13 protein-coding genes and 1 pseudogene are annotated in these 13,765 nt (G+C 62.6%); 9 read left to right on the top strand and 5 right to left on the bottom strand.

Going from position 1 to position 13,765, the window contains the following annotated elements:
- Positions 1-47 precede the first annotated feature (47 nt).
- On the top strand, positions 48-476 hold the full coding sequence (locus tag JQ611_RS05710) for a SufE family protein (protein WP_212265406.1): 429 nt from the start codon (positions 48-50) through the stop codon (positions 474-476).
- Between the two features lie 49 nt (positions 477-525).
- Here JQ611_RS05710 and JQ611_RS05705 read toward each other — a convergent pair whose 3' ends face one another.
- The gene (locus JQ611_RS05705; protein WP_212265407.1) at positions 526-939 is read right to left on the bottom strand and encodes a MucR family transcriptional regulator; all 414 of its coding nucleotides are present in this window, start codon (positions 937-939) and stop codon (positions 526-528) included.
- A 200-nt stretch (positions 940-1,139) separates the two neighbouring features.
- Complete coding sequence (locus JQ611_RS05700; protein ID WP_312011867.1) at positions 1,140-1,994, bottom strand: DUF308 domain-containing protein; 855 nt, start codon at positions 1,992-1,994, stop codon at positions 1,140-1,142.
- Positions 1,995-2,412: 418 nt separating this feature from the next.
- Between JQ611_RS05700 and JQ611_RS05695 the strand changes: the two genes are divergently transcribed.
- The 3 genes and pseudogenes from JQ611_RS05695 to JQ611_RS05685 all read left to right on the top strand — a co-directional run.
- Positions 2,413-4,062 (top strand): glycosyltransferase family 39 protein, encoded by a 1,650-nt coding sequence (locus JQ611_RS05695; RefSeq protein WP_212265409.1) that lies wholly within the window; start codon positions 2,413-2,415, stop codon positions 4,060-4,062.
- 114 nt (positions 4,063-4,176) lie between these two features.
- Complete coding sequence (locus tag JQ611_RS05690; protein ID WP_212265410.1) at positions 4,177-4,956, top strand: class II aldolase/adducin family protein; 780 nt, start codon at positions 4,177-4,179, stop codon at positions 4,954-4,956.
- 18 nt (positions 4,957-4,974) lie between these two features.
- Positions 4,975-5,874: pseudogene (locus JQ611_RS05685) on the top strand (NAD-dependent epimerase/dehydratase family protein); the annotation flags it as partial.
- 350 nt (positions 5,875-6,224) lie between these two features.
- Here JQ611_RS05685 and JQ611_RS05680 read toward each other — a convergent pair.
- The 3 genes from JQ611_RS05680 to JQ611_RS05670 form a co-directional block, all read right to left on the bottom strand.
- Complete coding sequence (locus JQ611_RS05680; protein WP_212265412.1) at positions 6,225-7,631, bottom strand: M20/M25/M40 family metallo-hydrolase; 1,407 nt, start codon at positions 7,629-7,631, stop codon at positions 6,225-6,227.
- Positions 7,631-8,977 (bottom strand): glycosyltransferase family 87 protein, encoded by a 1,347-nt coding sequence (locus tag JQ611_RS05675; RefSeq protein ID WP_312011866.1) that lies wholly within the window; start codon positions 8,975-8,977, stop codon positions 7,631-7,633. Before JQ611_RS05675 ends, JQ611_RS05680 begins: the two co-directional genes overlap by 1 nt.
- 170 nt (positions 8,978-9,147) lie before the next feature.
- Positions 9,148-10,773 carry a helicase HerA-like domain-containing protein gene (locus JQ611_RS05670; RefSeq protein ID WP_212265413.1) on the bottom strand — a complete coding sequence of 542 codons (1,626 nt, stop codon included), beginning with the start codon at positions 10,771-10,773 and terminating at the stop codon, positions 9,148-9,150.
- A gap of 339 nt (positions 10,774-11,112) precedes the next feature.
- Here JQ611_RS05670 and JQ611_RS05665 point away from each other — a divergent pair, with 339 nt between their 5' ends.
- From JQ611_RS05665 to folK, 5 genes are all read left to right on the top strand, one after another.
- Positions 11,113-11,478 (top strand): DUF2267 domain-containing protein, encoded by a 366-nt coding sequence (locus JQ611_RS05665; protein ID WP_212265414.1) that lies wholly within the window; start codon positions 11,113-11,115, stop codon positions 11,476-11,478.
- 43 nt (positions 11,479-11,521) lie between these two features.
- Positions 11,522-11,929, top strand: coding sequence for a DUF4332 domain-containing protein (locus JQ611_RS05660; protein WP_212385620.1), 408 nt, complete (start codon positions 11,522-11,524; stop codon positions 11,927-11,929).
- Positions 11,930-12,003: 74 nt separating this feature from the next.
- The gene (gene folP, locus JQ611_RS05655) at positions 12,004-12,864 is read left to right on the top strand and encodes a dihydropteroate synthase (protein WP_212464760.1); all 861 of its coding nucleotides are present in this window, start codon (positions 12,004-12,006) and stop codon (positions 12,862-12,864) included.
- Positions 12,861-13,232: a dihydroneopterin aldolase gene (gene folB / locus JQ611_RS05650; protein ID WP_212464759.1), complete on the top strand. Its 372-nt coding sequence runs from the start codon at positions 12,861-12,863 to the stop codon at positions 13,230-13,232. The genes folP and folB overlap by 4 nt, the downstream gene beginning before the upstream one ends.
- A gap of 1 nt (position 13,233) precedes the next feature.
- Positions 13,234-13,731 (top strand): 2-amino-4-hydroxy-6-hydroxymethyldihydropteridine diphosphokinase, encoded by a 498-nt coding sequence (folK, locus tag JQ611_RS05645; protein ID WP_212464758.1) that lies wholly within the window; start codon positions 13,234-13,236, stop codon positions 13,729-13,731.
- Positions 13,732-13,765: the final 34 nt, after the last annotated feature.

Below are 13,765 nucleotides of genomic sequence, written 5' to 3'. Positions count from 1 at the left end.
TCCGCCCGCATCCTATATACACGCTGGAACACGGGACGCGGGCCACGATGACGATCGACGAGATCAGGGAAAATTTTGAGCTGCTGGACGAGTGGGACGACCGTTATCGGTACGTCATCGAACTCGGCCGCACGCTTGCGCCGATGCCGGAAGCCGAGCATTCCGCGGCCAACAAGGTCAACGGCTGCGCCAGCCAGGTCTGGCTCTCGAAGCAGCTCGACCGCAGCGGCAACAGCGAACCGCGCCTGAACTACCTCGGCGACAGCGACGCCCACATCGTGCGCGGCCTGATCGCGATCCTGCTGACGCTCTATTCCGGGCACACGCCGCAGCAGATCCTGTCGACGGATGCGATTGCCCTGTTCGACGAACTCGGATTTCGCGAGCATCTGACGCCGCAGCGCTCCAACGGCCTGCGCTCGATGGTCGAGCGCATCCGCTCCGATGCGCGCGAGGCGCTTGCCACCGCTTCCTGACGCGTTTTCTTAACGCGAACCGGTATCCACTTCGCTCGAAAACGCTTTGCTATTTCCGCTTCCGCGCCTGCTGGCCGAGGCCCATCTTCTTGGCGAGCTGCGAACGGGCCACGGCATAATTCGGCGCGACCATCGGATAGTCGGGCGGAAGGCCCCATTTGTCGCGATATTGCTCCGGCGTCATGTTGTATTGCGTGCGCAGATGGCGCTTCAGCGACTTGAAGCGCTTGCCGTCCTCGAGACAGATCAGATACTCCGGGGTCATCGATTTCTTGACGGACACGGCCGGCTTTGCCGGTTCGAGCGGCGTCTCGATCCGGCCGGTCGATACCCGCAGCAGCGCGGCGTGAACCTGGCTGATCAGGTTCGGGATTTCAGAGGCCTGCGTCGGATTATTGCTGAGATAGGCCGATACGATATTGGCGGTCAGTTCGACGGGCGTCTTGCCGGCGGAATCGGTCATGGCTCAACCTTCCTGGGAATCGCAAACGCGATCCTGGGATCGCGAACGCGCGAGCGCGTAGGGTGCTGAAAGTATCCGGCCGCGCCTATACGCACAGGGAATGTAATACGACTTGGCGAATATGACCGAATTACCGGGAATCTGACAAGAACAACGGCGTTTTATTTTCACGCCGTATTGCTGGCCAAGTATTGTGCGCTTCAGGGCCGCTGATCGAGATGCGTGCGCAGCTCGTCGATGGAAGCAAAGCGCATCATGCCCTCGGGCATCTGGGCCTCGATCGATCCGTCCGAATAGAGCGAATAGGCCATACCGTCGACGACGCCCGATTTCAGCACCGTTACGGCCGGCTGTTGGTCATTACGCGGCGGGGCGCCGTTTGGTTCGTCGAATGCCGGGGGTGTCCGGCCCGCGCGACGCGGCGGCGGGGTCTCGCCAGGCCGCGATCGCTCCGGTTTCGGCCAGGCATCGTCGAACGATGGCGGTTGCGTTTCGGCGGGGACTGGCGGCGGCGGCGCGGCTGGCGGATTAGGGCGAAGATCCGGCGACAACAGATCCGGCGGCAGCGGCTCGCTGGTCCTCGCCTGTGCGCGCTCGCGTTCCTTTCGCGACGTTGAGGAAAACAACAGATTGCGCTTTGGCTTGGGCGCAGCCTCGGCCGGCTCGGATTCCGTCGGCAGGTCGCTGCGCGGGCGCTCGCGTGTGGCGGCCTCACCCTGCCATGGCGGCGGAGACGGCGACGCGGCAGCAGGTGCGGCGGGCTCGCCGCCGGCACTCTCGGCGGTCTCTAGCTTGAATGGAACACCGCCGTCGCCTGAACCAGCCTCCGGTAACATACCCGGTGGAAGCACCGGCCGTACCATGGCCTCGCCGCGCGGCCGGGATACGCCAGCACCGAGCTGCCACGCGATGTTCTTCAGTTCCCGCACCGCCACCCCGAGCCCGAGCATGATCGCGCCCGTGCAAAACCCGGTCACGCCGGAGAGGATCAGCGTGTTGCCGGTGCTGAACTCGTTGATCGTGATTCCGTAGCCAATCGCCAGCAGGCCCGCCAAAACAAGGCCGGTACCCGCGACCAACATGCCAACCATCATCGAACTAACCCCCCGGCTGCGCCCGAAATGCTCGCAAACCGCCTATGCCACGATACCGTCATAATGTGCGCACCGCCAACCAGCAATTCTGCACAGGGTTCCTCAAAAAACGGTTCCTCAAAAATCCCCTGAAAAATCCCTTGGCAGCGGAAGCCTTCCCTCTGCAAATTCAGGCGCCGATCGCGGCATTCAGCTGCCATTCAGACGCCTCCCGTATATCTACGGCCTACTAATTACCGCCAATTTGTTGCATTGCATCAGGGAATTAGACCACAATTCTCAATTACTTGAAAATGGAACTGCGCTATATGGATGCCGGGGAAAGAGGCTCAAAAGCGCAAACGCTGGGCCAAAGGGGACACCGGGTTAGCCAATAGCCATGTCAGCCATCACGACATCTGCCGTCGATACGCCCGAGCGGCGCTCGATGGAGCGGACTTGGGACGACCTAGCCATGGTCGTGCTGGCCGCTGTCACCCTGGTCGCAGGTTTGACCTTCCGTGATTACGGACTGGGCTGGGACGATTACACCCACGCCGAATATGCCGAGCTGTTGCTGCGCATGTACGGTTCCGGTTTCAAGGATGTCGGCGCGCTGTCGTTCGCCAATCTCTACATGTACGGCGGCGGCTTCGACATGGCGGCGGCACTGCTGCACAAGGTCATCCCGCTCGAACTGTTCGAAACGCGCCGCCTGCTCGGCGCCGTCGTCGGCGTCATCGGACTTGCCGTGACGTGGCGGCTCGCGCGGCGCGTCGGCGGTCCGCTGGCCGGGCTCGCGACGCTGTTGCTGCTGGCGCTGTGCCCGACCTTCTACGGCCACATGTTCATGAACCCGAAGGACGCGCCATTCGCGGTCTCGATGGTGATCCTGATCCTGGGTCTGGTCCGCCTCGCCGAGGAATATCCCTCGCCCTCGCCGCGAACCATCCTGATCGTCGGATTTGGTGCCGGACTTGCCATCGGCTGCCGCATTCTCGGCGGGCTGGCGCTGGTCTACGCCATGGTCGGTTTCGTGCCGTTGCTGATCGAGGAATATCGTACGCAAGGCGCGCGCGAGGCCGCGCATCGCTTCGGCCATGTGGTTTACGTGCTGCTGCCGGGCCTCGTGTTCGGCTACCTGCTGATGGGCCTGGTATGGCCATGGGCGATCATGGAGCCGGACCATCCGTTCAAGGCGCTGACCTATTTCTCGCATTTCTTCGAAAAGCCCTGGAAGGAAATGTTCGACGGCGCGCTGGTGTCGGTGCCGGACATGCCGTGGTCGTATCTGCCGACGCTGTTCGCGCTGCAGCTCCCCGAAGTGCTGCTGGCGCTGTTGTTCGCCGGCATCATCGGCACCTTCATGTCGCTGTCGCGCACCGACGTGCCCGCCCGGCGCAAGACCATTATGTTGATGCTCACGATGGCGGCGACGCTGCCGCTGGTGATCGCGATGGTGAAGCGGCCCGCGCTCTACAACGGCATCCGGCATTTCGTGTTCGTGATCCCGCCAATGGCGGTGCTGGCCGGCGTCGCCTTCGGCCGGGGCATGACCTGGCTGAAGGAAAACCGCCGCAGCTGGCAACCCGCAGCCCTTGCGGCGTTTGCGTTCGGGCTGTTGCTGCCGCTCAGCGAAATGATCCGCCTGCATCCTTACGAATACACCCACTTCAACCACATCGCCGGCACGGTCCGCTCCGCCGACAATTTCTTCATGCTGGACTATTGGGGCCTGGCGCTGAAGCAGGCTTCCGACGGCCTGCGCGAGGAACTGGTCGAGCGACAGGAAGTCGCACCGAGCGGGCGCAAGTGGAAGGTTGCGGTGTGCGGCCCGCAACGTCCGGCGCAAGTCGCGCTCGGTCCGGATTTCACCATCGGCTGGGACAGCAACGCCGCCGACTTCGCGATGACGCTGGGCGAATTCTATTGCAAGGGCCTCACCGCGCCGGTGATGGTGGAAATCAAGCGCGACGACGTCGTGTTCGCGCGCGTCTACGATATTCGCGGCCGCGCCATTTCCTCCCTGCTGGCCATTCCGGCGCCGTAGCCCATATCAAGAGCACAAAGGCATAACAGCCAGCTCCTGGCCGCGCCTTGCTGTGGTGCGGGCGCAAGGCTAGACTCGCCTGCGAAAACCAGCATTGCACGGGAGAAACCGGTCATGTCGCCAGCCGAAGCTCGCCTCAAGGAAGTACCGTCCGGCATGACCGATGCCGAGTGGAACCAGCGCGTCGATCTCGCCGCCGCCTATCGGCTGGTCGCGCTCTATGGCTGGGACGATCTCGTCGACACCCACATCTCGGCGCGCGTGCCCGGCCCCGAGCATCATTTCCTGATCAATCCCTACGGCCTGATGTTCGACGAGATCACCGCCTCGAGCCTGGTCAAGGTCGACCTCAACGGCAACCAGCTCACCCAGAGCGACTACAGCATCAACCCGGCCGGCTTCACCATCCATTCGGCGATCCATGAGGTGCGCGAGGACGCCGGCTGCGTGCTGCATCTGCACACGCCCGACGGCACGGCAGTGGCGAGCTGCATGGACGGCCTGCTACCGATGAACCAGACCGCGCAACTGGTCACCCATGACCTCGCCTATCACGACTATGAAGGCATCGCGCTGGATCATGACGAGCGTCCGCGGCTGCAAAAGGACCTCGGCAACAAGAACCACATGCTGCTGCGCAATCACGGCACGCTCACCGTCGGCCGCTCGGTCGCCTCCGCCTTCGAGCGCATGTACCATCTGGAGCGGGCCTGCACGATGCAGGTGCGCACCCGCATGCTCGGGCCATCAGCCTATCCGGTCGAAGAGGCCGTGGTCTACAAGAACGCGCAACTGTTCAGCAATCCTGATCGTGCCGAAATGCGCTCGACCAACCTGGTGTGGCCACCGCTCCTGCGCAAACTCGATCGCATCGACCCGAGCTACCGGACCTGACGCCCGCAAGCGGGCGACGGCATCGACGTTGTTCCCGGCGCGTTCACGCAGCTTGTGGGCTCGATCACCGACCGCGGCCTTGTGCGACAATGCATGAAGGGCGTCACGGCCGTGCTGCACACAGCGACGCTGCACAAGCCGCATGTGGCGACCCACAGCCGCCAGGACTTTGTCGACGTCAACGTCACGGGCACGCTCAATCTGCTCGAGGAAGCCGCCGCGGCCGGCGTCACGGCGTTCGTCTATACCAGCACCACGAGCGTGTTCGGTGACGCGCTGGTGCCGCCACCGGGCGAGCCGGCCGCCTGGGTGACGGAAGAAATCATCCCGGTGCCGAAAAACATCTACGGCGTCACCAAGGCGGCCGCCGAGGACCTGTGCCAGCTGTTTGCGCGCAACCATTCGCTCGGCGCAATCGTCCTGCGCACCTCGCGTTTCTTTCCCGAGGAAGACGACAACCGCGCCGTCCACGAGGACCATGCCGACGCCAACGTCAAGGCCAACGAATTTCTCCATCGCCGCGTCGATCTCGAGGACGTGGTCAGCGCGCATCTGCTGGCCATCCGCCACGCACCATCAGCAGGTTTCGCGAAATACATCATCAGCGCCACGACGCCGTTCTCGCGCGATGATGCCGCGGAATTGCGCAGCAATTTGCTGCTTGTGCTGCGCCGTTACGTGCCCGGCTTTGAGGCGGCATATGCACGGCGCGGCTGGACGATGGCGTCCGGCATCGACCGGGTTTACGTCAACGCCAGGGCGCGCGCTGAACTCGGCTGGCAACCGCGCCATGATTTCCGCACCCTGCTGGCGCGGCTGCAAACCGGTGACGACATCCGCAGCCCGCTCGCGCGTGAGGTCGGCAGCAAGGGCTATCACGACCGCGTCTTCCGCGACGGGCCCTACCCGCTGGAGTAAGGGCCCGCGCCGGTATTCGCCCGGGTTATCGGAATTGAGAATCTTGGGAATTGCGTGTAGGCTGCTTTCCAATGACCTCTGCACTACCGAATCAAAACGCCGCCCAATTCCGGGCGGCGTTTTTGTTTTGGGGTCACTCGTAGGAGGGGTAGAGCGAAGCGAAACCCATCACATCGCTGCCCCTTCAAGACCGCTCGCCAAATTCACCGGCCAGCTCCCGACATCTCCCGCGCAATCCTGAGGATAAAGCCCGAGCTTACCATGCGATGGAAAGACGAGTACGGCCAATCGCTGACTCGCGTCACCGGATGAAGCGATGGGTTTCGCTTCGCTCTACCCATCCTACGAAGCTAACCTTTCGGCGTTTCCGCGAACGCTGCCAAAATCCGGGCCCAGGATCGGATGCCCTTGTGAAAACTCTTGAGGTCGTACTTCTCGTTCGGCGAATGGATGTTGTCGTCGTCGAGGCCAAAACCCACCAGCACGGTATCGAGGCCGAGTGTGCGCTTGAAGTCCGCGACGATCGGGATCGAGGCGCCGGAGCCGATCAGCAGCGCTTCCTTGCCCCATTCGTCGGTCAGCGCGCGCTTGGCGGCCGCCAGCGGCTTCATGTTCCAGTCGAGCGCGATCGCCGGCGCGTTGGAGTGATCGATGAATTCGGCCGTGCAATCGCCCGGCAGCCGCGCCGTCACATAATCGCGGAAAGCTTTGCGGATCTTGTCCGGGTTCTGTCCCTCCACCAGGCGGAACGAAATTTTTGCGGAGGCTTCCGCCGCGATGACCGTCTTGGAACCCTCGCCGGTGTAGCCACCGACGATGCCGTTGATGTCGCAGGTCGGGCGCGAGGACACCTGTTCGATCAGGAGGCGGTCCTTTTCGCCGGCCGGGATCGACAGGCCGATCGGCTTCAGGAATGATTCCGCCGTCAGGTTGAGATTTTTCCATTGCGCCAGGATATCTGGCGGCAGGTCCTTCACGCCGTCGTAGAAGCCGGGAATGGTGATGCGGCCGTTGTCATCAAAGAGGCCGCCGAGAATATGGGTCAGCACCCGGATCGGGTTCTGCGCACCGCCGCCGAAGATGCCGGAATGCAGATCGCGGTTGGCGGCCTTGATCTTGACCTCGTCATAAACGAGCCCGCGCAATGACGTCGTGATCGCGGGCGTGTTCTGGTCCCACATGCCGGTGTCGCAGACCAGCGCGAAGTCCGCTTTCAGGTCAGCCTTGTTCTGTTCGAGGAACGGCACGAAGTTTTTCGAGCCGACCTCTTCCTCGCCCTCGATGACGATGGTGACGTCCACCGGCAGCGATCCGGTCACCGATTTCCAGGCGCGGCAGGCTTCGACGAAGGTCATCAGCTGTCCCTTGTCGTCCTCCGCCCCACGCGCAACGATGATCTTGCGGCCGTCGGCATGGTCGGTCACGACAGGCTCGAACGGCGGACGGTGCCACAGGTTCAAGGGGTCAACCGGCTGCACATCATAATGCCCGTAGAACAGCACGTGCGGCCGCCCGCCCTTGCTGCCATTCATCTTGGCGACGATCGCAGGATGCCCCGCCGTCGGCCGCACCTCCGCCGCAAAACCGAGCGTCGCGATATCCTTGGCCAGGTGATCGGCGGCCGCCTTGCAATCGCCGGCAAAGGCGGGATCGGCCGAGATCGACTTGATCCGCAGCAGCGCAAACAGCCGTTCGAGGCTGTTGTCGAAATCGGCATCGATGCGGTCAAGGACCGGCTGAAGCTGTGCGTTGGCCATCACGGTTTTCCCTTGGCTGTGGGCATTGTTGTTGCGTCGATTTGTAGCCCGCTTGTGGACTGAGGCAAAGTGGCGGGAGCGTCCGCATTGGGCGGGTGCAGCATGTGCCAGACCAGCCCCGCCACCAGCAGCGCGGTCGAGACGAGGTTATTGCCATAGGCCTGCAAATCGTTCGGAAAGAGGGGCAACGACAGGCACAGGAGCAAGCCCGCAACGGCCAGCAGCGCCCAAGTGGCGGCCTTGACCGCGGGCCGCGGATCAAAAGCGGCGCGATGCATCAGCACCGTCATCGGGAAGAATAGCCACAGAAAATAATACTGACGCGCCAGCGGCGAAGCGACCGTCATCAGGCAGAACAGAATGCCTATTTCCTCGGCGTCCGATTTCTCCGTCCGGCGCGAGGCCGGCGGCATCACCAGGAGATAGCCGATCCCGATCACAAGCGACACCGCCAGCACGATCAGGTTCGCCGTCCTGAAATCGAGGTTGACGACATTCATGGTGCGCGCGGGTTTCGACGGATCGTCCTGATTGTAGTTCACCGGCCGCGTCAGGCGGTGCGTCACCGCGATGATGGACTGGTTGACCCACGACCAGTTCTGCTCGTCACGCTGACCGAACCCTTTTTCCGAGCTCGACCCCACCATGCCCTGGTACCAGTTCTTCAATTCGGCGGCGTTGTGCTGGAAACCGCGGAACGGCGCCGGCAGCACGAACAGAAACACAAACAGGAAGACCAGCATGCTCGCGGCCGCCGCCCACTGCCGGCGCCAGACCAGATAGGGAAACACCGCGACCGGGAACACCTTGATCGCGGTCGCGAGCGCGAACATGCTGCCCGCCATCCAGCCGCGCTGATCGCGCAGCAGCCAGAAGCCGTACAGCATCAACGCCAGCAGCACGAGGTTCGGCTGCCCGAGATCGAACATATCGAACACGAAGGTGACGGTAACGAGACCCGGCAGCGCTTCGAGCCAAGGATTGAGTTTCTCCCCGGGCTTCTGCGCCGACCCCGCCATTGCGTGGGAATATTGTGCCGTCATCCACCAGGCGACGATGTTGAGCAATGACAGGCAGAGATAGAGCGGGATCTTGCCGAAATAGCTCGGGATCGCCAGCAATAGCGCCGACAGCGGCGGGTAGATGAATTCGAAATAGGTGGCGGGATTGTCAGGGTAGAGGTTCTGGCCTTGCAGCACCTGCTGCCCGGCCCAGAACCACAGCGGATAATCCTTGGTCTTGCCGTTGCCCCAGATTTCCGGAACCAGCACGTCGGCCGTCAGACCAATACAGCAGATCAGAAACAGAATATCGAGCGGCGCTCGCAACGAGGGATATCTCAGCACAAGCTCGATCCGAACATCAGAAAATCATCCATTCTTTCGTTCCGCGGTGAGATGGATTGCTTCGCTTCGCTCGCAATGGCGGTTGTTGGAACTGGGAACGCTCCTCACATTGCGAGCGAAGCGAAGCAATCCATACTTTCTTTCCGCGGACGTGCCTTCGCCGCAAGAAATCAGCGCCGCAGCAATCCGCCAAGCGCGCCGCGCACCAGCGCCCGCCCCACCGAACTGCCGAGTGAGCCGCCGACCGATTTGCCGAGATCGGCTACAACACCGCCGATCACCTTGTTGGTGACGGAACGCGTAACGTCGCGCGCGATGACCTGGCCGGTCGACAGCCGGCCGCGCTTGTTGTTGGTGCCGAAGATGGTGCCGACGATCGCGCCGATCTGTCCGAGGAATCCGCCGCCGCCACCGCCGCCATCCGATCCATCCGCCGGCGCGGCCGTTCCTGCCACACGCTTCAGCAGCATCTCATAGGCGGACTCAGCGTCGACCGCGGTGTCGTATTTGCCCTTCACCGGGCTCTTGTTCATGAGCGTCTTGCGCTCCTCCGGCGTGATCGGCCCGATCCGTCCCGTCGGCGGCCGGATCATCACCCGCTCGACCATCGTCGGCGTGCCGCCGCCTTCGAGGAACGACACCAGCGCCTCGCCCTTGCCGAGCTCCATGATGACCCGGGCGGTATCGAGCTTCGGATTGGGCCTGAACGTCTGCGCCGCCGCCGCCACCGCCTTCTGGTCGCGCGGCGTGAACGCGCGCAACGCGTGCTGCACGCGGTTGCCCAACTGGGCGAGCACCTTGTCCGGCACGTCGATCGGGTTTTGCGTAACGAAATAAACACCGACGCCCTTGGAACGGATCAGCCGCACCACCTGTTCGATCTTGTCCATCAGCGCCTTCGGCGCATCGGTGAACAACAGATGCGCCTCGTCGAAGAAGAACACCAGTTTCGGCTTCGGCAGGTCGCCGGCTTCCGGCAATTCTTCAAACAGCTCCGACAGCATCCACAACAGGAAGGTCGCGTAAAGGCGCGGGCTCTGCATCAGCTTGTCCGCGACCAGAATGTTGACCATGCCGCGGCCGTCGCTGTCGGTTTTCATGAAATCCTTCAACGACAACGCGGGCTCGCCGAAGAATTTGGCGCCGCCCTGGTTCTCCAGCACCAGAAGCTGGCGCTGAATCGTTCCAACCGTCGCCTTGGAGACGTTCCCGAAGCCCTGCGCGGCCTTGCGGATCGGCGCCAGCAGATCTTCCTCGGCATCCGGGCCCTTCTTGCTGGTGTTAGGCACGATCGCGTCCAGCAGCGCGCGGAGATCCTTCATATCGATCAGCGTCAGTCCATTCTCATCCGCGACACGGAACGCAACATTGAGGACGCCCTCCTGGACGTCGTTCAAATCGAGCATCCGGGACAGCAGCAACGGTCCCATTTCCGTGACGGTGGCCCGGACCGGATGGCCCTGCTCGCCAAACACGTCCCAGAATACGGTCGAGAATTGATCGGGCTGGAAGTTGAGCCCCATCTCGCCCGCGCGCTTGAGGATAAAGTCCTTTGCTTCGCCGACTTCGGAGATCCCGGACAGGTCGCCCTTGATATCGGCTGCGAAAACCGGAACACCGGCGCGGGCAAACCCTTCCGCCATCACCTGCAGCGACACGGTCTTGCCGGTTCCGGTCGCACCGGTGACGAGGCCGTGCCGATTGGCGAGCGCGAGCGTCAGCCACGCTGTCTGCTCGCCCTTGCCGATGAAAATCTTCTCATTGGTATCGGCTGTCTTGTTGTCGGGGGTCGCCATCACATCGCCTCTTCGCGCGCATCGGGAAAGCTTGGTCGCCAAGCAGCGCCATTATATCGCATCCTGCCGGTCGATTGAAACCGTCCATGGACAAGGACATAGCCCGGGCCTTGCACACCCTGTCTCATACTTTTCTCTAACTCCGGTGGAAATACGAGGGCCGCAGTGCGGTAACATGGCGTGAATCCCGCATCACTCTTGCATTGCTGCAACACTCGACGAGCGATCTAGGATGAAATCGCCTTCGCGCGCGCGGATCGCTTGTATTTCAGGTCGCAGACGCTCAAGATAAATTCACAAGGTACGACCCGGTAACAAACCGGCTGAGGGCGGGGCAATATGGACGAATTGATTGGACAGCTGGCCAGCAAGGCCGGCATCGATAGCGTTGTCGCTGAAAAAACCATCGGCATCGTTCTGGGTTTCCTCCGTAACGAGGGGCCTTCCGACAAGGTTCAGGCTCTGATCGACCAAATTCCAGGTGCTGAGGCTGCGATCGCGGCCTCGAACAGCAACAGCGGCTTCTCCAGGTTGATGGGCGGCGGGCTGATGGCGCTCGGCACCAAGCTGATGGCGCTTGGTCTGGGCATGAACGAGATTCAGAACGTGGCGCGTGAACTTTTCAGGTTCGGCCGCGACAAAATCGGAGCGGACAAAATGGGCGAGATCATTTCGGGGACACCGGGGCTAAGCCAGTTCGCTTGAAACACCCCCCTTCGGCCGCGCACATTCTCTTGCATCGAGTATCATGACATATCCCCTCTCCGAGATCGAAGGCTTGACCGCCTACTCTGCCTCGAAACTCAAATCGCTTGGGATTCGCACGACCGAAGCGCTGCTTGAAGCCGCCCGCACCGTCAAAGGACGCAAGGCGCTCGCCGCGAAGACCGGGATCAGTGAACAGCAGCTGCTCGAATGGGCCAATTTCTCCGACTACATGCGGATTCCCGGGATGGGCAAGGCGAAGGTCGGGCTGGTGCGCGCTGCCGGCGTGCCGACGGTTCGCGAACTCGCGCTGCGTAACCCAGCACGGCTCGCCCAGAACATGAAAGACGTGAATACCAGGCGCAAGCTGGTCCGCGTCATGCCCTCGGAGAAATCGGTCGAGCAACTGATCGCCCAGGCGCGCAAGCTTCAGCCGAAAATCAGCTACTAAAAGTCGGCCAGCCGACATACGCTGGCGGGGTCTCGCGTCTTGACTCACTGGCGCGGACCGCGCAAAGCGACCGCATGATCGTAAGCATGTCCAGACCCGCCACCGCGGCCGGCCCGGCCGGTCATTTTGACCTGCCGGCGCTGTTGTCACGGCCCTGCCCGGCCGTGATGGGCGTGCTGAACGTAACCCCCGACTCATTTTCCGATGGCGGACAGTTCGCTGCCCCCGAAAGCGCGCTTGCGCAGGCCCGCCGGATGGTCGCCGAAGGTGCTGACATCATCGACATCGGTGCGGAATCGACCCGACCCTATGGATCAGAACCGATCTCGGTAGAAGAAGAGTTGAAGCGGTTGCAACCGGTGCTACCGGAGGTTGTTTCGCTTGGGATTCCCGTTTCGATCGACAGCATGAAATCGGCCGTCGTCGCCTGGGCGCTCGATCATGGCGCCGTCATCGCCAACGATGTCTGGGGGCTGCAGCGCGATGCCGGCATGGCCGGCCTGATCGCGGCACACCAGGTGCCCATCATCATCATGCACAACCGCGACAGCGCCGATCCCGCGATCGACATCATGAAGGATATCGCTGCATTCTTCGCGCGATCGCTCGACGTCGCCGCGAAGGCCGGTATTTCGCCTGGCAAGATCGTGCTCGACCCCGGCATCGGCTTTGGCAAGACGCCGGAACAGAGCATGACGGCCCTGGCGCGGCTGCATGAGCTGCAATCCTTCGGCCTGCCGCTGCTGGTCGGGGCCTCGCGCAAGCGCTTCATTAGTGTCGTGACGCCGTCGGAACCGCATCAGCGCCTTGGCGGCTCGATCGCCGCCCATCTGATTGCGGCCAAGGGCGGCGCGCGCATCATCCGCGCCCATGATGTTGTGGAAACCGTTCAAGCGCTGCGCGTCGCAGCCGCCATTGGGGAACTGCAGAGATGACCGATACGATCTTCATCAACGGCGTCGTCATCCATGCCCGCCATGGCGTGATGGAACACGAAACCGAAGTCGGCCAGCGCTTCGTGATCGATCTCGAGCTCTCCGTCGACCTGTCGGAATCCTCGCGCACCGACCGCCTGTCCGACACCGTGTCCTATTCCAACGTGGTCGCGACCGCGACGGCGGCGTTCAAGAACACCAATTACAAACTGCTAGAACGTGCGGCCGGCGCCGTGGCCGATGCCATCCTGGTCGCGTTTCCGCGCATCAACGCGGTCGAGGTCACCGTCCACAAGCCGCACGCGCCGATCGCCGCGATCTTTGACGATGTCGGCGTGGTCTTGATGCGCACAAGGCAGTCGCCCTGACATGGCGGACGTGCTGATCGCGCTCGGCGGCAATGTCGGCGACGTACGCGCGACGTTCCGCAAGGCCATCTCCAACATCTGCGGCATGACGCAGGCGGCATTGCTGGCGCGTTCGTCGGATTACACCACGCCGCCCTGGGGCAATGAAGCGCAGGCGACCTTCATCAACGCCTGCATCGAAATCGACACCAGTCTCGATCCGCATGCGCTGCTGTTCACGCTGCACAAGATCGAGAAGAAGTTCGGCCGCGACCGCGCCGCCGAGCAGCATTGGGGCCCGCGCACCCTCGACCTCGACCTGATCGCCTATGACGACGTCAAGATCGACAAGCCGGAGTTGACACTGCCGCATGCCCGGCTGTTCGAGCGCGCCTTCGTGCTGGTGCCGCTCGCCGAGATCGTGCCCGACCGTATCATTGCGGGACGCAGCGTCAGGGACGCGCTGGCGGCGGTTTCGACCGCCGGTATTTTGCGACTACCCGACCTCGACCAGCCCTGACTAGGCCCGGGTGGCCTAAAACAACCGTTTGGCT

Origin of the sequence: Bradyrhizobium sp. AUGA SZCCT0182, assembly GCF_018130185.1 — a bacterium.
GTDB lineage: Bacteria > Pseudomonadota > Alphaproteobacteria > Rhizobiales > Xanthobacteraceae > Bradyrhizobium.
This window is presented reverse-complemented; position numbering and strand designations above follow the sequence as displayed.

What these genes read in the sequence shown, in the direction of transcription:
- folK (WP_212464758.1), top strand. Translation starts at nt 13,234, where the DNA reads ATGGCGGACGTGCTGATCGCGCTCGGCGGCAATGTCGGCGACGTACGC.
- JQ611_RS05690 (WP_212265410.1), top strand. Translation starts at nt 4,177, where the DNA reads ATGTCGCCAGCCGAAGCTCGCCTCAAGGAAGTACCGTCCGGCATGACC.
- JQ611_RS05660 (WP_212385620.1), top strand. Translation starts at nt 11,522, where the DNA reads ATGACATATCCCCTCTCCGAGATCGAAGGCTTGACCGCCTACTCTGCC.
- folP (WP_212464760.1), top strand. Translation starts at nt 12,004, where the DNA reads ATGATCGTAAGCATGTCCAGACCCGCCACCGCGGCCGGCCCGGCCGGT.
- JQ611_RS05665 (WP_212265414.1), top strand. Translation starts at nt 11,113, where the DNA reads ATGGACGAATTGATTGGACAGCTGGCCAGCAAGGCCGGCATCGATAGC.
- JQ611_RS05695 (WP_212265409.1), top strand. Translation starts at nt 2,413, where the DNA reads ATGTCAGCCATCACGACATCTGCCGTCGATACGCCCGAGCGGCGCTCG.
- JQ611_RS05670 (WP_212265413.1), bottom strand. Translation starts at nt 10,773, where the DNA reads ATGGCGACCCCCGACAACAAGACAGCCGATACCAATGAGAAGATTTTC.
- JQ611_RS05680 (WP_212265412.1), bottom strand. Translation starts at nt 7,631, where the DNA reads ATGGCCAACGCACAGCTTCAGCCGGTCCTTGACCGCATCGATGCCGAT.
- JQ611_RS05705 (WP_212265407.1), bottom strand. Translation starts at nt 939, where the DNA reads ATGACCGATTCCGCCGGCAAGACGCCCGTCGAACTGACCGCCAATATC.
- folB (WP_212464759.1), top strand. Translation starts at nt 12,861, where the DNA reads ATGACCGATACGATCTTCATCAACGGCGTCGTCATCCATGCCCGCCAT.
- JQ611_RS05710 (WP_212265406.1), top strand. Translation starts at nt 48, where the DNA reads ATGACGATCGACGAGATCAGGGAAAATTTTGAGCTGCTGGACGAGTGG.